Here is a 15792-nt window from a genome sequence, read left to right as displayed (position 1 = left end):
AAAAGCTAATGGCTAAAAGCTATTTACGCTTCCCTGCTTCTGAGGGTCCTCAACAGGTGTCTTACTTCATGATAGCTTCTTAAGTAATACTGGGCAGCGGATACCTGGCTGCCTACTTTAATGGTAATGGCTTTTGGCGGAAGCGCTTTAAAGATGTCTTCATCTGTTACATCATCTCCCATGGCCATTATGAAATCGTACTTTTTATGATTCAGCCAGCTGAGTGCTGCTTTACCTTTGTTGATCTCCACGTTTTTCACTTCAATCACTTTATCACCGGGCAGTACCTGTAGTCCTTTTTCCACGGTGTAATAGCGCAGGGTATTCATCAGTTCATTAGCACGTAATTCGCCCAGGCCGGATTCTACTTTACGGTAATGCCATACGAGAGAGTAGCTTTTCTCTTCTATAAAAGAGCCCGGAGTACGGTCAGTGGCCAATTCCATGATAGGCTGTATTTCCTTCTTCCACTTATCCGTTAAACCCGGCAGCTGGTACCACTCTCCTTCCTTTGTCTTCTGCCAGGCGCCATGTTCCGCGATCAGGTCCAGTTTCAGATGGCCGAACCACTCCCCTAATGTTTCATGGTTTCTGCCACTAATCATTACGAGGTCGTTACCTGGTATGCTGGCCAGCTCCCTGAGCAGCTGGTACAGATCCGGATCCGGCGATGCCATATCGATGTTCGGTTGAAAACCCACCAGCGTCCCATCGTAGTCCAGGAAGATAATCCGCTTTTTTGTACTAAAGTATTGCTGCCTTATTAATACAGCCGTTTCCTGGTTCACGCGGCGGGCGAGCATATTCTTTTGCATTTCATTTACTTCATCCAGCCGCGTCATGAATAATTTTACCCAGTGATTAATATTGAACTTGGCAACTATTGAGCGCATTTGTTTCATGCGGCGTTGTTGCTCCGGGAGCGGCATGTTGAGTGCATCTACGATAGCACGGGTAATGGCGCCAATGTTATTGGGATTTACGATGATGGCGTCTATTAATTCTTTAGATGCACCAGCCATCTCGCTCAAAATCAACACTCCGTCATTGTTATTGCGACTGGCCACATACTCCTTGCTTACCAGGTTCATGCCATCACGCATAGGCGTTACCAGGCAGATGTCTGCAAAGTTATAAAGGGCAGATAAGGTTTCCAGCGGGAACGAACGATAGAAGTACTGGATAGGATGCCAGGCCAGGGTACGGAAGCGGGCATTGACATTCCCAACATACTTATCTATCTGATCACGCAGCTCCTTATATTGTGACACGGTATCACGGGAGGGCACCACAATCATATACAGCACTACCTTCCCAATATACTCCGGGTGCAGTTGTAACAGCAATTCAAATGCTTCCAGTCTTTGCAGGATCCCTTTGCTGTAATCCAGGCGATCAATAGACAATATTAACCGGTCCTCTGCCTGGAAGTTTTCCTTCAGGTGCTGCATCTGTTGCAGTACTTCCGGATCTTTACCCATGTCGGCATACTTATTAAAATCAATGCCCATAGGGAATGTTTCCACCACAATGGCCCTGTCATTATAAGACACCACATTCGCGGAGGTGTTAACAGGTAGCAGACGGCTGGCCGCATTCAGGAAATGGCGGGTATCATCAAAAGTATGGAAGCCCATCAGGTCTGCGCCCAGCATACCTTCCAGTATCTCTGTGCGCCAGGGGATCAGGCGGAATAATTCGTAAGATGGGAAAGGGATATGTTGAAAGAAACCGATGGAGATCTCCGGCATTTCGGCCCTGATCATCCCCGGCAATAACAGCAGCTGATAGTCGTGTATCCAGATAATGTCTCCGGGCTCCGCTACCTTCATAATAATATCCCTGAATTTTTTATTTACCTGGTAATAGGAATCCCAATGGTCCTGTTCATAGTGTGCATATACGGCCATATAGTGGAAAACAGGCCACAATGTTTCATTTGAAAAGCCCTCGTAAAAGTTGTTAATTTCATCCTGTGTCAGATAAACCGGCATCAGGTTCATTTTACGCAACTGCTTCGTCATTTTTTCCTGTTCCTTCGGATCGGTGATTTCCTGTCCCGGCCAGCCTATCCAGATATTATTCCCTTCTCTGTAAATAGATCCCAAACCTGTTGCTAAGCCGCCTTCGCTGGGCTGTAGCGTATAATCACCGTTTGTTTCTGAAATCTTTACTGGTAGCCTGTTCGATACAATAATGGTCTTTCGCATAGTCAGTTTATATAATCTATTATCTAATTACGTTCAATCGGAATAGCACCAACAAAAACAAAAAATGCACCCAAAAGAGCGGAACCTACATATATAAATAAATACAATGCTGCTACAATGACTATGGTTCTTCAACAGGGTTTATCCCGAGAGGGATAAGGGCTATACCTGTACAAGTGTGAAACCACAATATAGTCATTATCAAGGGGAAAAGAAAGTAGAAAGCTTATTTACGCCCCAGGGTCATCATCACGACTCCGCTGATAACGATGGCGGCAGACAGTCCTACCATCCCCGTAATCGCTTCATTGCCGATAGCCCAGCCTAGAAATAAGGCGACAATAGGATTTACATATGCATAAGTGGCGGTGAGTCCTGGTGGCGCATTTTTAGACAACCAGCTGTAAGAAGTATATCCTACCAGGGAGCCGATGAGTACCAGGTAAACATAAGCCTGCCAGGCTTCCATCGTCATAGCTGGCAGGGTTCTGATGGCGCCGGGTTCAAAGATCAGGCTGACAAAGAAAGAGAAAACGCCTCCTGCCAGCATTTGAATGGCGGTACTGGTAATTTGCGTGGGCATGGGTAAGCGCTGCACAAATAAGGTACCTGCCGCCCAGCAGATATTACCTGCTACGACTACTGCCACCGGCCATAATGGAAAGGTGCGCGCTTCATGATGTGTAAAGGGGTTAAACAACAGGAAAAGACCTGCAAAGCCTATGGCAATACCCAGCAATGTTAATCCGGAAGGACGCTGCTTACTGAAAAAAGCCCAGTCCATTCCCATGATCCAGGCAGGCATGGCAGCTACCATAAGTGCTACCAGCCCGGATGGCATATAATGTACCGCCAGGGCTACAGTTGTATTACCAATACCGATAAGGGCAACTCCCACAAAGCAGGCAGATAAAAACTGCTGACGGTTTGGCCAGGTCTTTTCCCTAAGGCATCCGATGGCCAGCAACAGAGAACCTGCTACCAAAAAGCGCATAGACGACAGAAAGAACGGAGGCACCACTTTGGTGGCGATCTTCATTCCAAGGTAAGTGGAACCCCAAATAATATATACGGCTAAAAGGCATAGAATCATCTTGGATGATAAACTGCCAGGCTTCTTATCCATTTTTCTTTCTTTTTGTACGCTGATAATTCCGGGTTACTTTATCTACATCTCCACAGGTACTCATGCTGCACCACTTTCGGGAGCCATTACGACTCTTATCGAGAAAAAGCCATCCACAGGCGGGGCATTCTTTTATCTGTGCGGGTTTATCTCCGGTATATAATTCTACTGCCGATTTTACCAACCACCAATACACCTGCTCCAGTGCTGGTGCATTAAACTGTAATTTTCCGGTGCCCGCTGACCAACTGATTTCGATGTTGGCATATGCTTCCCCAAGATAAGTATTGAACTGCACCAGATCACCAGCCGCCGGATTTTTGCCTGCAATCATGTCAGTAAATAGCCGATGCAACAACTCCCGCAACGCCAGGCTTTTTTCAAAAACAATCGCTGCTTTTTGCGGATAGTCTTTTGCAAGCCGTTCGAGAGTATGAATAATTTTGGGAGATAAGGCTTTGGTATGTGCATACCATTGCAGCAATTCTTTGAAGCCGGAAAGGTAATCACAGGTTGTTGATTTCTTACGGTTGTCAACCGTATTGACGAAGTCAAGACACAAAATTCCGCCGTCAAGCCGGAGTGCAGAAATGGATTTGGGAACAGACATATCTCCTTCTTTTTAAGTCCTCCCAACAAAGGTAAATTTAATTATTAACCGGCAAAACTTATTTTACTGGTTAATAAAAAAGGAGGCATAAAACAAGATTTTATCTACCTAAAACAATACTTAAATATTCGCTTATTAATTATTTAAAAATCAATTATTTATAAAAATAAAAACAGCCCTTCAGTGGGCTGTTTTTTATAGACTATTGATACTATTTTAATAACTGGAAATGAAAAATGTTCCCTGATTCAGGAAATGTCTGTTAAAGATACATAATTTATTTTATATATACTTCAATAATTGCATTTGTAGGTCTTCTTGGTGCAAGAAAACTATCTACCTGGTGGTAATGCAACTTCAATTCATCTCTCAATGCAAAAGGGAAAAAGTTATTTAGGCCTGGTGCGTATTCAAATAAAATGATGTCATAATGATGATCCTGTACCTTCTGTTTATAGATCGCCAACTGCCTGTTGAACATCCCTACTCCCAAATGATACCACAACGGACAGTCCGGTCCCGTTTCTGGTTTGTAAGGAATAACTACTGCTAAAGGCGTCAACTCGGACATATTCAGCACCTTTAAATCTGACTTATTGTCCTTTACTACAGGTAAGGCCATGATCCGATCCATCCCTTTTACAGTGGAAGGTGGCATATATATTTTACGGAAAGGCTTCAGATCTGAAAATATCCAGGATGAAACAGGAACATCTGTTGTGTCTTCATTGATCATATAGTTTCGCCTGTTTACTACATTCTCATGATTCGGATTATGGGCATCCACCATTTCCTGTGCGGGGAAAAGACGGTCAGTAAAACGTCCGATATACTTCCACCAGGTACCTGACCACCAGAACAGCACCAGCAAAGTACCTATCAGCAATGACCTGGGACTGTCTACATATACATGCAGCAGCTCACATAAATAAGTGGCCACGAAAGCAAAAGCGAAACTGTGAAAAAAGATGTTATTGTCTGGCGGAGTGTAGCTGGTTACCTGGAAAATAGCCGCCTCTCCTAAAATACCCAATGTCAGTAAAACAAATAATACTTCCCGGCGTTGTTGTAACCAGGTATTCCATTGTTTCACTTTGGCAACAATACAAAACACCACCAACACCACATATGCTTTGATCCAATTGGAGCTTCCGAAAATTTCATCCGTAAAATCGTTTAGGGCTAACCGTGAGCTATGAGGAGGTTGTCCGTGATTAAACCAATAGCCGAATCCTGGCATCAGTGGAACAATAAAGAATACCGCTACCAGTCCAAACATCCCAATGAAGATGGGGAAGTCCACCCAGCGGCGGGTCTGGTAACAGTTATACGCCAGGAACAACAGGCAAAGCATAAAGGCCATGCCTCCTCCGTCTTGTTTGGTAAAAACGGACAGGAAGATAAAAAGCGCCGCTGCCGCCATCCATAGGTAACTACGGGTACGGTTATCCGAAAAGAAAGATTTAAACAGGAAACTGATCCCTATCAGCTCAAACACGATCACGGTATGATTATACCAGGGCCAGAAATTGAAAAAGGAATAAGACAATACAAACACCAACAATGAGAGCAACCTGATTCCCGGCCGTATGTCCAAACTTTTCAGGATGGAACGAAAAGCAAAACCTGCCATTATATTAATAAGTACCTGAGCTTTGACAAGGGAAACCATCTCCGGCCCGAAAATTTTAAAGAAGAGTGCAGGGATGATCCAGAATCCATAACCCAATGGCGATCCAAAATCCTTGAAGGGAATCTGACCTGAGGAGATACGATAAGCTCCTTCCCAGGAAAGGAAAATATTCACACGGTATGGAAATGTAACAAATAATGGCACGAGCGCCAGCAAGACAATAATCAGACTTTCGGTAATGGTCCACTTGCGACCTTTCAGGGAATAAATTGACATAGAAGATTGGGATTTGCTGTAATTGTAATAATCCGCTAATATGAATGGGGGCAAAAGTAATCGAATAAATTGTATCTTGACCCGTCAGAATCAACTTTTTAGTTCCCCATGAAATACATCAAATTACTTAGACCAAAACATTGGGTAAAAAATGCATTCCTGTTTATTCCACTTTTTTTTGCAGGAGAAATATTCAACACTGCCAAGTTGCTGCATTTATTGATAGGCTTTATTGCCTTCAGCCTCATTGCGAGCAGCATTTATATTATTAATGACTACAAAGATATTGAAGCGGATAAACAGCATCCCGTTAAATGTAAACGCCCGCTGGCTTCCGGCGCCATATCCAAACCAACAGCCCTTATCCTTTTTGCATTATGTGTGCTGGGTGGAGCTGGCATTGCCACTTTCCTGGGTGTCAAGTTCGCATTTGTGCTGGGTATTTACTTCGTACTCAATCTGCTCTATTGCTTCGGCTTAAAGAATATATCTATACTGGACATCATGATCCTGTCTACCGGATTTGTGTTACGGGTAAAATCAGGTGGTGTTGCAGCCGATGTAGCCATGTCTGAGTGGTTGATGATTATGATCTTCCTGCTGGCACTTTTTATGGCGATAGCGAAACGCAGAGATGACATCCTGATTAAACTGGATTCCGGGAAAGAAATGAGGAAGGCCGTCAGCGGATACAATATGGATTTTCTGAATGTAATGCTGGCATTGGTGTCTGCAGTGATCATCGTATGTTATCTAATGTATACCATTTCGCCTGAAACCCAGACCAGGTTTCATACTTACCGGCTATATTACACCACCCTCTTTGTAATTGGCGGATTATTACGATATTTGCAAGTAACCTACGTGGAGAACAATACAGGTTCTCCCACTAAAATCCTATATAAAGACCGTTTTATTCAATTGACCATACTCCTGTGGGTACTTAGTTTTTATGTATTAATTTATTTACCGACAGATAAAACATTTTTTGAATAATGCAAAAACGGTTAGCGAACTGGGGAAACTACCCCGCTGTTGCCAGTGAAGAAAGCGTATTTACACAGGAAGATCAACTCCGCAAATATGTGGTAGCTCACTCCCACATGATTGCCAGAGGCAACGGTCGGTGTTATGGTGATGCCTCTTTAGGCCAGCATAGCATTTCCATGCTGAAGTATGATAAGATGCTTTCTTTCGACGCGACAAATGGCATTATTGATTTGCAAGCTGGCGTAACACTGGACCAGATCCTCGATATCATTGTCCCTAAAGGATGGTTTTTACCTGTTACACCCGGTACCAAGTATATTACTGTTGGTGGCGCCGTAGCTTCCGATGTACATGGTAAAAATCACCATGTTGATGGCGCCTTCTCCGGCCATATCATTGATATGGACGTATTAACCGCCTCCGGTGAAACGATCTGCTGTGCAGCAGGCACCCATGATGATTTGTTCTGGGCTACCTGTGGCGGCATGGGCCTGACCGGGGTAATTACCCGGGTAAAATTCAGTCTTAAAAAAGTGGAAACCGCCTACATCAAACAAACGCAGCTGAAAGCCAGGAACCTGGAAGAAGTAATTCGCCTGTTTGACGAATATAAACACTACACCTACTCCATGGCCTGGATTGATTGTCTGCAGAAAGGTGATTCCTTTGGCCGGAGTATCCTGATAGTAGGCGAACATGCCACCCCGGAAGAACTGAGCGAACAGCAAAAGAAAGCACCACTCACCCTCCCGGCTAAACGAAAACTGACGCTCCCCTTTAACCTGCCTTCCTTCGCATTGAATACTTTTACTGTGAAGGCTTTCAACTGGTTATACTACGGGAAGAATTATAAAAAGGTGATGCATAAGGTAATCCCTTATGAGCCCTTCTTCTATCCGCTGGACGCCATCCTGCACTGGAACCGCGGTTATGGCAAAGCTGGATTCGTACAGTATCAGTTTGTAGTGTCTCTGGAACAAAAAGAGGGTCTGATAGCTATTCTTAAAAGGATCAGCGATAAAGGCTGGGGATCTTTTCTGGCTGTACTCAAAGTATTTGGCAAACAGGATAGTCTTATTTCCTTTCCGATGGAGGGCTATACACTGGCGTTAGACTTCCCTATCCGCAAAGGACTCTTTGAATTCCTGGATGAACTGGATGAAATTGTACTGCAATATGGTGGTCGCTTATACCTGTCTAAAGATGCCAGGATGAAGCCCGAAATATATTGGAACAGCTATCCGAATGCGGGCAGGTTTGCTGATATTGTAAAACAGTACAACAGCGAGGCCCGGTTTGAATCGCTGCAATCCGAAAGATTGTCATTGATAAAATAGTTTTCCTCTGATTAACCAAACACCTCTCATGCCAACAGTTTTAATACTAGGCGCAGGTTCGGACATGGCAGTAGCCATTGCCAGAAAATTTGCGTCCGAGAAATATGATATTCAATTAGCGGGTCGTCAGATGGCTGCGCTACAGCCGCAGCAACAGGATCTGCAGGTACGCTATGGCATTACTGCCACTGCGCATACATTTGATGCCAACGACTTTAACTCTCATGCTGGTTTCTATACCAGTCTGACGGCTCAGCCAGATATTACCATTTGTGTATTTGGTTACCTGGGTGATCAGGAGAAGGCCCAACACAACTGGGCGGAAGCTGCTGCTATTATCAATACCAATTATACCGGTGCTGTCTCCATATTAAATGTAGTGGCAGAAAGCTATGCGGAAAAAAAGCAGGGTATCATTATAGGTATCAGCTCTGTAGCAGGTGAAAGAGGCCGGCAAAGCAACTATATATATGGTAGCGCGAAAGCCGGTTTTACTGCTTACCTCAGCGGACTGCGTAACCGACTTTTTCGTACTGGCGTACACGTGATGAGTGTACAACCAGGCTTTGTAAATACCCGGATGACACAGCATCTGACACTTCCTCCCCTGCTCACCGTACAGCCGGAAGCTGTAGCGGACGCTGTATTTAATGCGATGAAGAAAAGGAAAAATGTGTTGTATGTAAAGTGGCATTGGAAATATATTATGCTCATTATCAAATTAATACCAGAAGGTATTTTCAAAAAACTTTCACTGTGACGATTGCCTTTTTTGACTTTGACGGTACCATTACCAACAGGGACACCCTCTGGGAAATCATCCGTTTCCACAGAGGCAGGGCTGCCATGTATGCCGGTATGGTACAACTGTTGCCGGCATTGCTGCGGTTCAAATTAAAAATGACGCCGGCACAGGAAATGAAGGAACAGGTGTTGGATTATTTTTTTGGAGAGATGTCTGCCTCGGATTTTGCCGCAGGCTGCGAAGACTTTTGCCGGGAACGTTTGCCTTCCCTTATCCGGCCCCTTGCGTTAACGGCTATACGAAAACATCAGCAACAGGGACATCATGTAGTGGTTGTCACTGCCTCTGCGCAGGACTGGGTAGCGCCCTGGTGCCGGAAGGAAAACATTGTATGTCTGGGTACCCGACTGGAAGTGAAAAACAAACAGATCACAGGTAAGATCCAGGGTATCAACTGTAATGGAGAAGAAAAGGTAAATCGCATCCGTCATGCATACCGGCTGGAAAACTTCGGAGAAATATACGCCTACGGCGATAGTGAAGGTGATCGCCCTATGCTGGCACTGGCGCAATATGCCCATTTTAAGCCCTTTCGATAAGCTGATTTAGCTGTTAGCAGTTAGCTTTTAGCTTTTAGCAAAATGCAGCAGAGAACATAATATGTCTATCTCCGCTGCATTTTGCTAAAAGCTAAAAGCTAACTGCTAACAGCTAAATCGGTTCCTCTCTCGCCGCAGGCGGAAAAACATAATGAAAGAGCAATGCCAGTATAACCACCAGCAAGCACCCAATGGCATTGAGCCACAGAAATGAAACGCTGCCCGTCCAGTAAATAACCAACACCGCGACTTCCGCAATGATAGCTGACCAGAAAGTAGCGGTTCCTCCTACCTTCTTTAAGTAGAAAGCTACCATGAAAATACCCAGGGTAACTCCATAAAACCAGGATCCCAGCACGTTTACCACTTCTATCAAACTACCCAGGCTGCCTGCAAACTGCGCTACCACAATACAAAACACTCCCCATATCAAGGTCCAGAGTTTAGACATTTTGAGATAGTGATCTTCTGAGGCATGCTCATTATACAAACGCTTGTACACGTCAATTACCGTGGTGGAAGCCAGCGAATTCAGTGCAGCAGCGATACTCCCCCAGGCGGCCAGGAAGATAATGGCAATAAGTAAACCTACCAGTCCTTTCGGCAAACTGTTCACCACAAAATGCAGGAATATATAATTGGTATCGTTCGTATCAGCAGTAGGATCAGATGCTTTGATCAGCGACAACGCCTCTGTTCTTATCTGTTGCGATTTATCATCGGTTTGTTGCAAGGCCTTTTTGGCGATGGCCACCTGTGCACTGTTGTCTGTTTCCAGTGCAACAGCCAATTGTCTTACCTGCTGCTGCTTCAGCTGTCCCAACTCACTGTATTTATCCTCGAGCTTTACCAGTGCCGGCCCCTGTTCAGTTTTATGTACTCTGGCCAACTGCGCTTCATTAAAGAAGATCGGCGCTTTGAAGTACAGATAAAACACAAACACCAGGGCGCCAATCAACAGGATCAGAAACTGCATAGGTACTTTCACCAGGCCGTTCATCAGCAATCCCAACCTGCTTTCCTTCACTGATTTGGCAGTCAGGTAGCGACCTACCTGCGACTGGTCCGTACCAAAGTAAGACAACGCGAGAAAAAATCCCCCGATGATCCCACTCCATATATTGTATTTGTCTTTCCAGTTGAACTTTGTAACAATCACATTCAGTTTATCCATTTTTCCGGATACCTGTAATGCCTGTTTGAAACCGATATTTTCCGGCAGCAGGTGTACTACCATCCAGCCTGCGAGAAACATGCCCCCGAAAATGATCACCAGCTGAAAGGTTTGCGTATAGGCTACAGCCCTGGTGCCTCCCACTACAGTATAGATAATGAGCAATCCACCCATAATCATATTTGTCCAGTAAAGATTCCAGCCGAGCAAAGAAGATAAGATAATGGAGGGTGCGCAAATACTGATACCGGTAGATAAACCACGTTGTATCAGAAAGAGCGAGGATGTCAGCGTACGTGTTTTCAGGTCAAACCGCTTTTCCAGGAATTCGTAAGCAGTATACACTTTTAGCCGGTGAAAGATGGGGACAAAAGTGATACATAACACAACCATGGCCAAAGGCAACCCGAAATAATACTGGACAAACCGCATCCCATCTGTATAAGCCTGGCCTGGTGCAGATATGAAGGTAATAGCGCTGGCCTGGGTACCAATAATAGATAGCAGTACAATATACCAGGGCATAGACTGGTTATCCAGGAAATAGCTTTCCATGTTTCGCTGGCCACGGCTTTTCCAGACGCCATAAAATATAATTATTGTGAGTGTACTTATCAGTACAATCCAATCTAAAGGGCTCATGAAAAGGTTTTGGTGAATAAGTAGAAGAGTACAATCAGTAATACCAACCAGGCTATTACCAATACGTACCAATAATTCCATGTAGGAAAAATCGGTGGTTTCTCTTCGTGCAGGTTGTCAGCTGCCATAGACGTTAATCGTTTGAATTACTTTTACTCCACATACTTCCTGTCAACAGCCCCAGCGCAATCCCTATCACTAAACCTACCTGTACCCGTTTGATAGAAAAGCCTATCAGCAAGCCGAGTATTATACAGAAGATAGCCGCTATTCTCAATCTGGGCCGATGTTGTTGGTGTTTATTGCTCATTTTCGTTCAATCCCTATTTTACAGAAATCAGGTTTACAAATAACCGGTATGCACCTGGTACACCAGCAGGCAGCTGCCTGAAAAATGATAGGCCGGTATATACATAGCTTCCTTTACCATAATGTGCCACCAATGTAGAACCATCCAGTGCAGATTCTCCTTTATCATTCATGGTAAAGAGCTTATCATAAGCCTTATCAGCGTTTACCGTGTAATATAACCCCCTTTCCTGAACCCAGCCATTGAAATCAGCGGTGGTAATTTCATTGGGATAATGGAATACGGGGTCTTTTGGGTTGATGAAATGCACAGGGGCATTTTCATCTGTAACCCTGTCACGGGAAAGCCCGAATGGATAAGGTCCCATATCATTGATGACCAATGGCCCGTTTACATTATACTGGATAATCAGCTTGCCGCCTTTGTTTACGTACTCCATCAGCCTTGGTTGCCAGTATTTCATACGTGCGTTTACGTTATATGCACGCACACCGGCAATAATCGCATCATATTGCTGCAGGTTACCACTCATGATATCTTTTTCCCCCAGTTCAGTTACATCGTAACCTACCTGGCGAAGCGAAGCTGCCACCATATCACCGGCGCCTGGAATATATCCCAGGCGGTTACCGTTATGTTTCAGGTTCACGGATACCAGCCGGGCCTGTGCTGCAGGGAATAAAGTAATGAGCGGAATATGATCGTAGCGAATCTGTTGTAGGCTCTGCGTGTATTCTTTACCGTTACACTCCATTACTACCGTGAACGTATCTACGTGATTATCACTCACTCCCTTAACAGGATTAATATTAAAACGAAGCTCTACTTCATCGCCTTTTTGAGCAAGCGTATAGGCAATGCTGTTGTTGGCGGCAGTGAAGCCGGCAGGTAATTGCAGATGTACAGTACCTTTCACATTATCCGCCATTGCTTTTATTTTCACGGGTACAGATTGAGGCCTGGTATCGGTAAATATATATACCTGGCTGTTGAGGTCAGCTACTACCGGAGGTGCAATGACCAGCGGCTGGTAGATCTCTCCTTTAACCGGATCGGTGTATTTGTATTGCAGTGGGCGGCTGATGGTAAAGTCTTGGTCACCGATGCGCAGGTGAATTTGTGCCTGCAGCGCGGGTATATTTTCCGGATTGCCCACCAGTAAAGGATCTTTAATGATGTACATGCCTACGGGATGTGCATCCGCCAGCCAGTAGGGCTGTGATTCCGGTGTATTAGCCGGCACAGGCAGGGTTTGGGAAATGCTGGTAAATTTATTGAATGCCAGGTCCTGTTTACCGGAGGCGTTAGGTTTGCCCGGCAGGTCGATCTGTTGCAGGGTTACTTTAACATTGCCTCTGTTGATCAGTTGTACAGTAGCTTCCATGTTATTGCCCGGCACTACAGTGGGTGAAGTGCTATAGGCTTCTGCCCACAAACCTGCGCAGGCATATATGAGTTGTTCTGTTTCTTTGAGCTTCAGATTGCGCCAGTAGCCGTCGGGCAGGGACTGGATAGCGCGGCGTATTTCCAGCAATGCAGGAACAGAGGCGGTAGGATCTTCCATGTTGTAGGCTGCGAGTGCAGCATCCACCAGCGCTCCTACTTTGCTTCCACCCGGAATCCTTGACCAGCTGGTATTTACATCATCGAGCAGGCTGTTTTTAGGCGTATTTCCTTTTATCGTGAGAAAATATTCCTGGGAGCTGCCGCGGGAAGCCGGAACGCCAAATCCCTGGCTTTTGTGCTGGGAGCGGCTTTCGGCGGCTATTTCCCCGAAGCCTTTACCCAGCAATGGGTTAAAGGTACCTACGTCCATTTTGAACTGGTCGTCTGCTGTGGTGTTGACATTGCCGAAGTTAAAGGTATTCCACAGGATGCGTTTGGCCTGCCAGGGTTTCACCAGGGTGAGTTGTTCCGGAAAGCGTTTGGGATCTGCGGCGGCGGTGTAAGCTTCTTCCGCGAGCATAGCCGAGGCAGTATGATGACCGTGACCGGCACGGCTATCCGCCGGGAAACGGCAGATGATCACGTCCGGTTGAAATTTGCGGATCATATATACTACATCTCCCAAAATCTTCTCCCGTTCCCAGATAGTAAATGTTTCCTGCGGATTTTTAGAGAAGCCAAAGTCCTGTGCGCGGGTAAAGAACTGCTCCGCCCCATCGATGCGGCGGGCGGCCAGCAGTTCCTGTGTGCGGATCAATCCCAGCAATTCGGACTGTTCGTTGCCAACGAGATTTTGCCCGCCATCACCACGGGTCAGAGACAGGTAGCCGGTACGGTACAATTTCTCTTTCGCCAGGTAGCCTAACAGACGAGTATTTTCGTCATCGGGATGGGCGGCAATATACAATACGCTACCGAGCGTATCCAGCTTTTTCAGTTGAAGTTTAATGTCAGCAGCATTCCATACGGGAGAAGGTTGTGCCATAGCAGGCAAACCCATTGCTGTCAATAAAATTATAACCAGGGCGGTGTAACGTCTTATAAACATTTGGTGGTACGTGAATTTACAGATTGCCAAAAGTAGTAATTAATTGGTGGCAGGAAAGGATAAATTGGTTGAGTGGCGGAAATCATGGCTAAAAAATAAAAGTCCCGGTTGGACCACCGGGACTTTCTTTCTTCATAAGCAAAAACCAACCAGCTTAAAGCAAAAACCAATTATTAACAAAGGCGGTTTAGATTTAATTGTACCCTTCGTTCTGCTGGTTGCGAATATTGGGGTTAGCATCCAGTTCTCTCTGTGGGATGGGCAGTATCACTTTGGTACTGGGCCAGGCCACTTGTATTGTTTTGTCACTCGCCAGATATTTGGTGAATGATCGTTTTGTTCGTATTAAATCAAATAGGCGATGTCCTTCAAAAGCAAGCTCCTTGCGTCTTTCCAACAGGATAGCGTCCAGGAGTGCTTGCCCGGTAACAGTTACCGGTAAGGCATTGCGATCGGCACGTTGTGCCACTACATTCAGATCAGCCTGCGCTTCCGGTGCTTTTCCAAGGTGAGCCAGTGCTTCCGCACGGATCAGGTACAATTCTGCCAGCCGCATCACTTTTATTCCTTCTGAGAAAGTGCTGACATCACTGTATTTCGAAATGACATTGGCGGGGTTTTCTCCGCCATTGCCAGCGCGTTTACTTTTCTGCAGAAAATTCCGCCGTACATCGCCGGAAGTATAAATATTAAATACATTATTTGTTGCCAGTACATCTCCATAGCCGTCCTGGTTGAACATATAGCCCAGCCCATCTGTGCCGGGATTGTCTACCGGGGTATTGATAATTTCAAAAATCGTTTCGCTGTTGCCTGTAATTTTAAAATCACTGACCAGTTTGTCGCCTGTCAGCAGCGAATATTTATTGCTTTTGATCACTGTATTGGCCAGTGCCTCCGCGTCCTCCCAATCCTCTTTGTACAATAATACCCTCGCCAACAGTGCTTTTGCAGAATACACATTAAGTCTTGCTGAGGAGAAAGCAGTACTGTGACTTTCTTCAAATTTCCGGATAGCGGTTCTCAGGTCGTTGATAATCTGCGCATAAGTATCTTTCATACTACTGCGGGAAGGCGACTGCACAGAGTCTACATTGGTAATCGTTACAATGGGAATCCCCATATGTGAGGCATTTGCCGTAAAATTATAGGGCTGTGCATACATGCGGGACAGATCAAAAAATACCTGCGCCCTTATCGCATATGCCTCTGCCACTATCTGTTTTGCTTCGATGCTATCTGCTGCTGATGGTAACAGTGAAATAGATGGTCCTTTCGAAATAACCATATTCGCGTTCGCTACCACACTGTATAATTGATTCCAGGAGTCTGTAGTATACACGTCATTAGCGGTAACGATATACTGGTCCTGATTGCGATAGCGGTTGGTGTTGATCACACTGACAAAACTATTATCAGCCCTCAGATCCGGGAGCAGTGGCATGGTTCGTCCATAATAGTTGGCACTCTGCATCAGCGAATACACACCGCTGATGGCTGCCTGCAGACCGGGAAGATCTTTGATAGCACGACCTGTTTCGGTAGACTGGTCCGGTTTTAATTCCAGAAAGTCTTTGCTACAGGCGCCTAACAAACCTGTCAGCAGTAGCATGATACCATATGTATATTTCTTCTGCATGAATACT

The 15792-nt window shown here is 45.3% G+C and carries 12 protein-coding genes; 4 read left to right on the top strand and 8 right to left on the bottom strand.

From position 1 onward, the window contains the following. Positions 1–23: 23 nt before the first annotated feature. The 4 genes from AB4Z08_RS17415 to AB4Z08_RS17400 all read right to left on the bottom strand — a co-directional run bounded on the left by AB4Z08_RS17415 (position 24) and on the right by AB4Z08_RS17400 (position 5855). Positions 24–2210, bottom strand: a complete 2187-nt coding sequence (locus AB4Z08_RS17415) for a bifunctional alpha,alpha-trehalose-phosphate synthase (UDP-forming)/trehalose-phosphatase (protein WP_441575037.1) — start codon at positions 2208–2210, stop codon at positions 24–26. A gap of 226 nt (positions 2211–2436) precedes the next feature. Further along, positions 2437–3336: an EamA family transporter gene (locus AB4Z08_RS17410; protein ID WP_441575036.1), complete on the bottom strand. Its 900-nt coding sequence runs from the start codon at positions 3334–3336 to the stop codon at positions 2437–2439. Then, a complete protein-coding gene (locus tag AB4Z08_RS17405; protein ID WP_441575035.1) occupies positions 3329–3946 on the bottom strand; it encodes a CGNR zinc finger domain-containing protein in 618 nt (205 codons plus the stop codon). Before AB4Z08_RS17405 ends, AB4Z08_RS17410 begins: the two co-directional genes overlap by 8 nt. A gap of 277 nt (positions 3947–4223) precedes the next feature. Further along, entirely contained in the window at positions 4224–5855 is a 1632-nt protein-coding gene (locus tag AB4Z08_RS17400) for a hypothetical protein (RefSeq protein WP_441575034.1), read from the bottom strand. 108 nt (positions 5856–5963) lie between these two features. Here AB4Z08_RS17400 and AB4Z08_RS17395 point away from each other — a divergent pair, with 108 nt between their 5' ends. The 4 genes from AB4Z08_RS17395 to AB4Z08_RS17380 are packed head-to-tail and all read left to right on the top strand — an operon-like array spanning position 5964 to position 9526. Beyond that, positions 5964–6851 (top strand): decaprenyl-phosphate phosphoribosyltransferase, encoded by an 888-nt coding sequence (locus AB4Z08_RS17395; RefSeq protein ID WP_441575033.1) that lies wholly within the window; start codon positions 5964–5966, stop codon positions 6849–6851. Further along, on the top strand, positions 6851–8182 hold the full coding sequence (locus AB4Z08_RS17390; RefSeq protein ID WP_441575032.1) for an FAD-binding oxidoreductase: 1332 nt from the start codon (positions 6851–6853) through the stop codon (positions 8180–8182). The genes AB4Z08_RS17395 and AB4Z08_RS17390 overlap by 1 nt, the downstream gene beginning before the upstream one ends. Positions 8183–8210: 28 nt before the next feature. Then, positions 8211–8942: an SDR family oxidoreductase gene (locus AB4Z08_RS17385; protein ID WP_441575031.1), complete on the top strand. Its 732-nt coding sequence runs from the start codon at positions 8211–8213 to the stop codon at positions 8940–8942. Next, the gene (locus AB4Z08_RS17380) at positions 8939–9526 is read left to right on the top strand and encodes an HAD family hydrolase (protein WP_441575030.1); all 588 of its coding nucleotides are present in this window, start codon (positions 8939–8941) and stop codon (positions 9524–9526) included. Before AB4Z08_RS17385 ends, AB4Z08_RS17380 begins: the two co-directional genes overlap by 4 nt. Positions 9527–9638: 112 nt before the next feature. On the opposite strand, the gene AB4Z08_RS17375 is transcribed toward AB4Z08_RS17380, so the two are convergent. From AB4Z08_RS17375 to AB4Z08_RS17360, 4 genes are all read right to left on the bottom strand, one after another. After that, entirely contained in the window at positions 9639–11342 is a 1704-nt protein-coding gene (locus AB4Z08_RS17375) for a sodium:solute symporter (protein WP_441575029.1), read from the bottom strand. Between the two features lie 133 nt (positions 11343–11475). Next, on the bottom strand, positions 11476–11652 hold the full coding sequence (locus AB4Z08_RS17370) for a hypothetical protein (protein ID WP_441575028.1): 177 nt from the start codon (positions 11650–11652) through the stop codon (positions 11476–11478). Positions 11653–11665: 13 nt separating this feature from the next. After that, positions 11666–14146 carry a PIG-L family deacetylase gene (locus AB4Z08_RS17365; protein WP_441575027.1) on the bottom strand — a complete coding sequence of 827 codons (2481 nt, stop codon included), beginning with the start codon at positions 14144–14146 and terminating at the stop codon, positions 11666–11668. Positions 14147–14339: 193 nt separating this feature from the next. Then, the gene (locus tag AB4Z08_RS17360; RefSeq protein WP_441575026.1) at positions 14340–15785 is read right to left on the bottom strand and encodes a RagB/SusD family nutrient uptake outer membrane protein; all 1446 of its coding nucleotides are present in this window, start codon (positions 15783–15785) and stop codon (positions 14340–14342) included. Between the last annotated feature and the right edge of the window lie 7 nt (positions 15786–15792).

The sequence above is a fragment of the Chitinophaga sp. RAB17 genome (assembly GCF_052114225.1).
Classification (GTDB): Bacteria; Bacteroidota; Bacteroidia; order Chitinophagales; family Chitinophagaceae; genus Chitinophaga.
The sequence above is the reverse complement of the archived record's forward strand: the minus strand, read 5'-3'. Positions and strand labels throughout refer to the sequence as shown.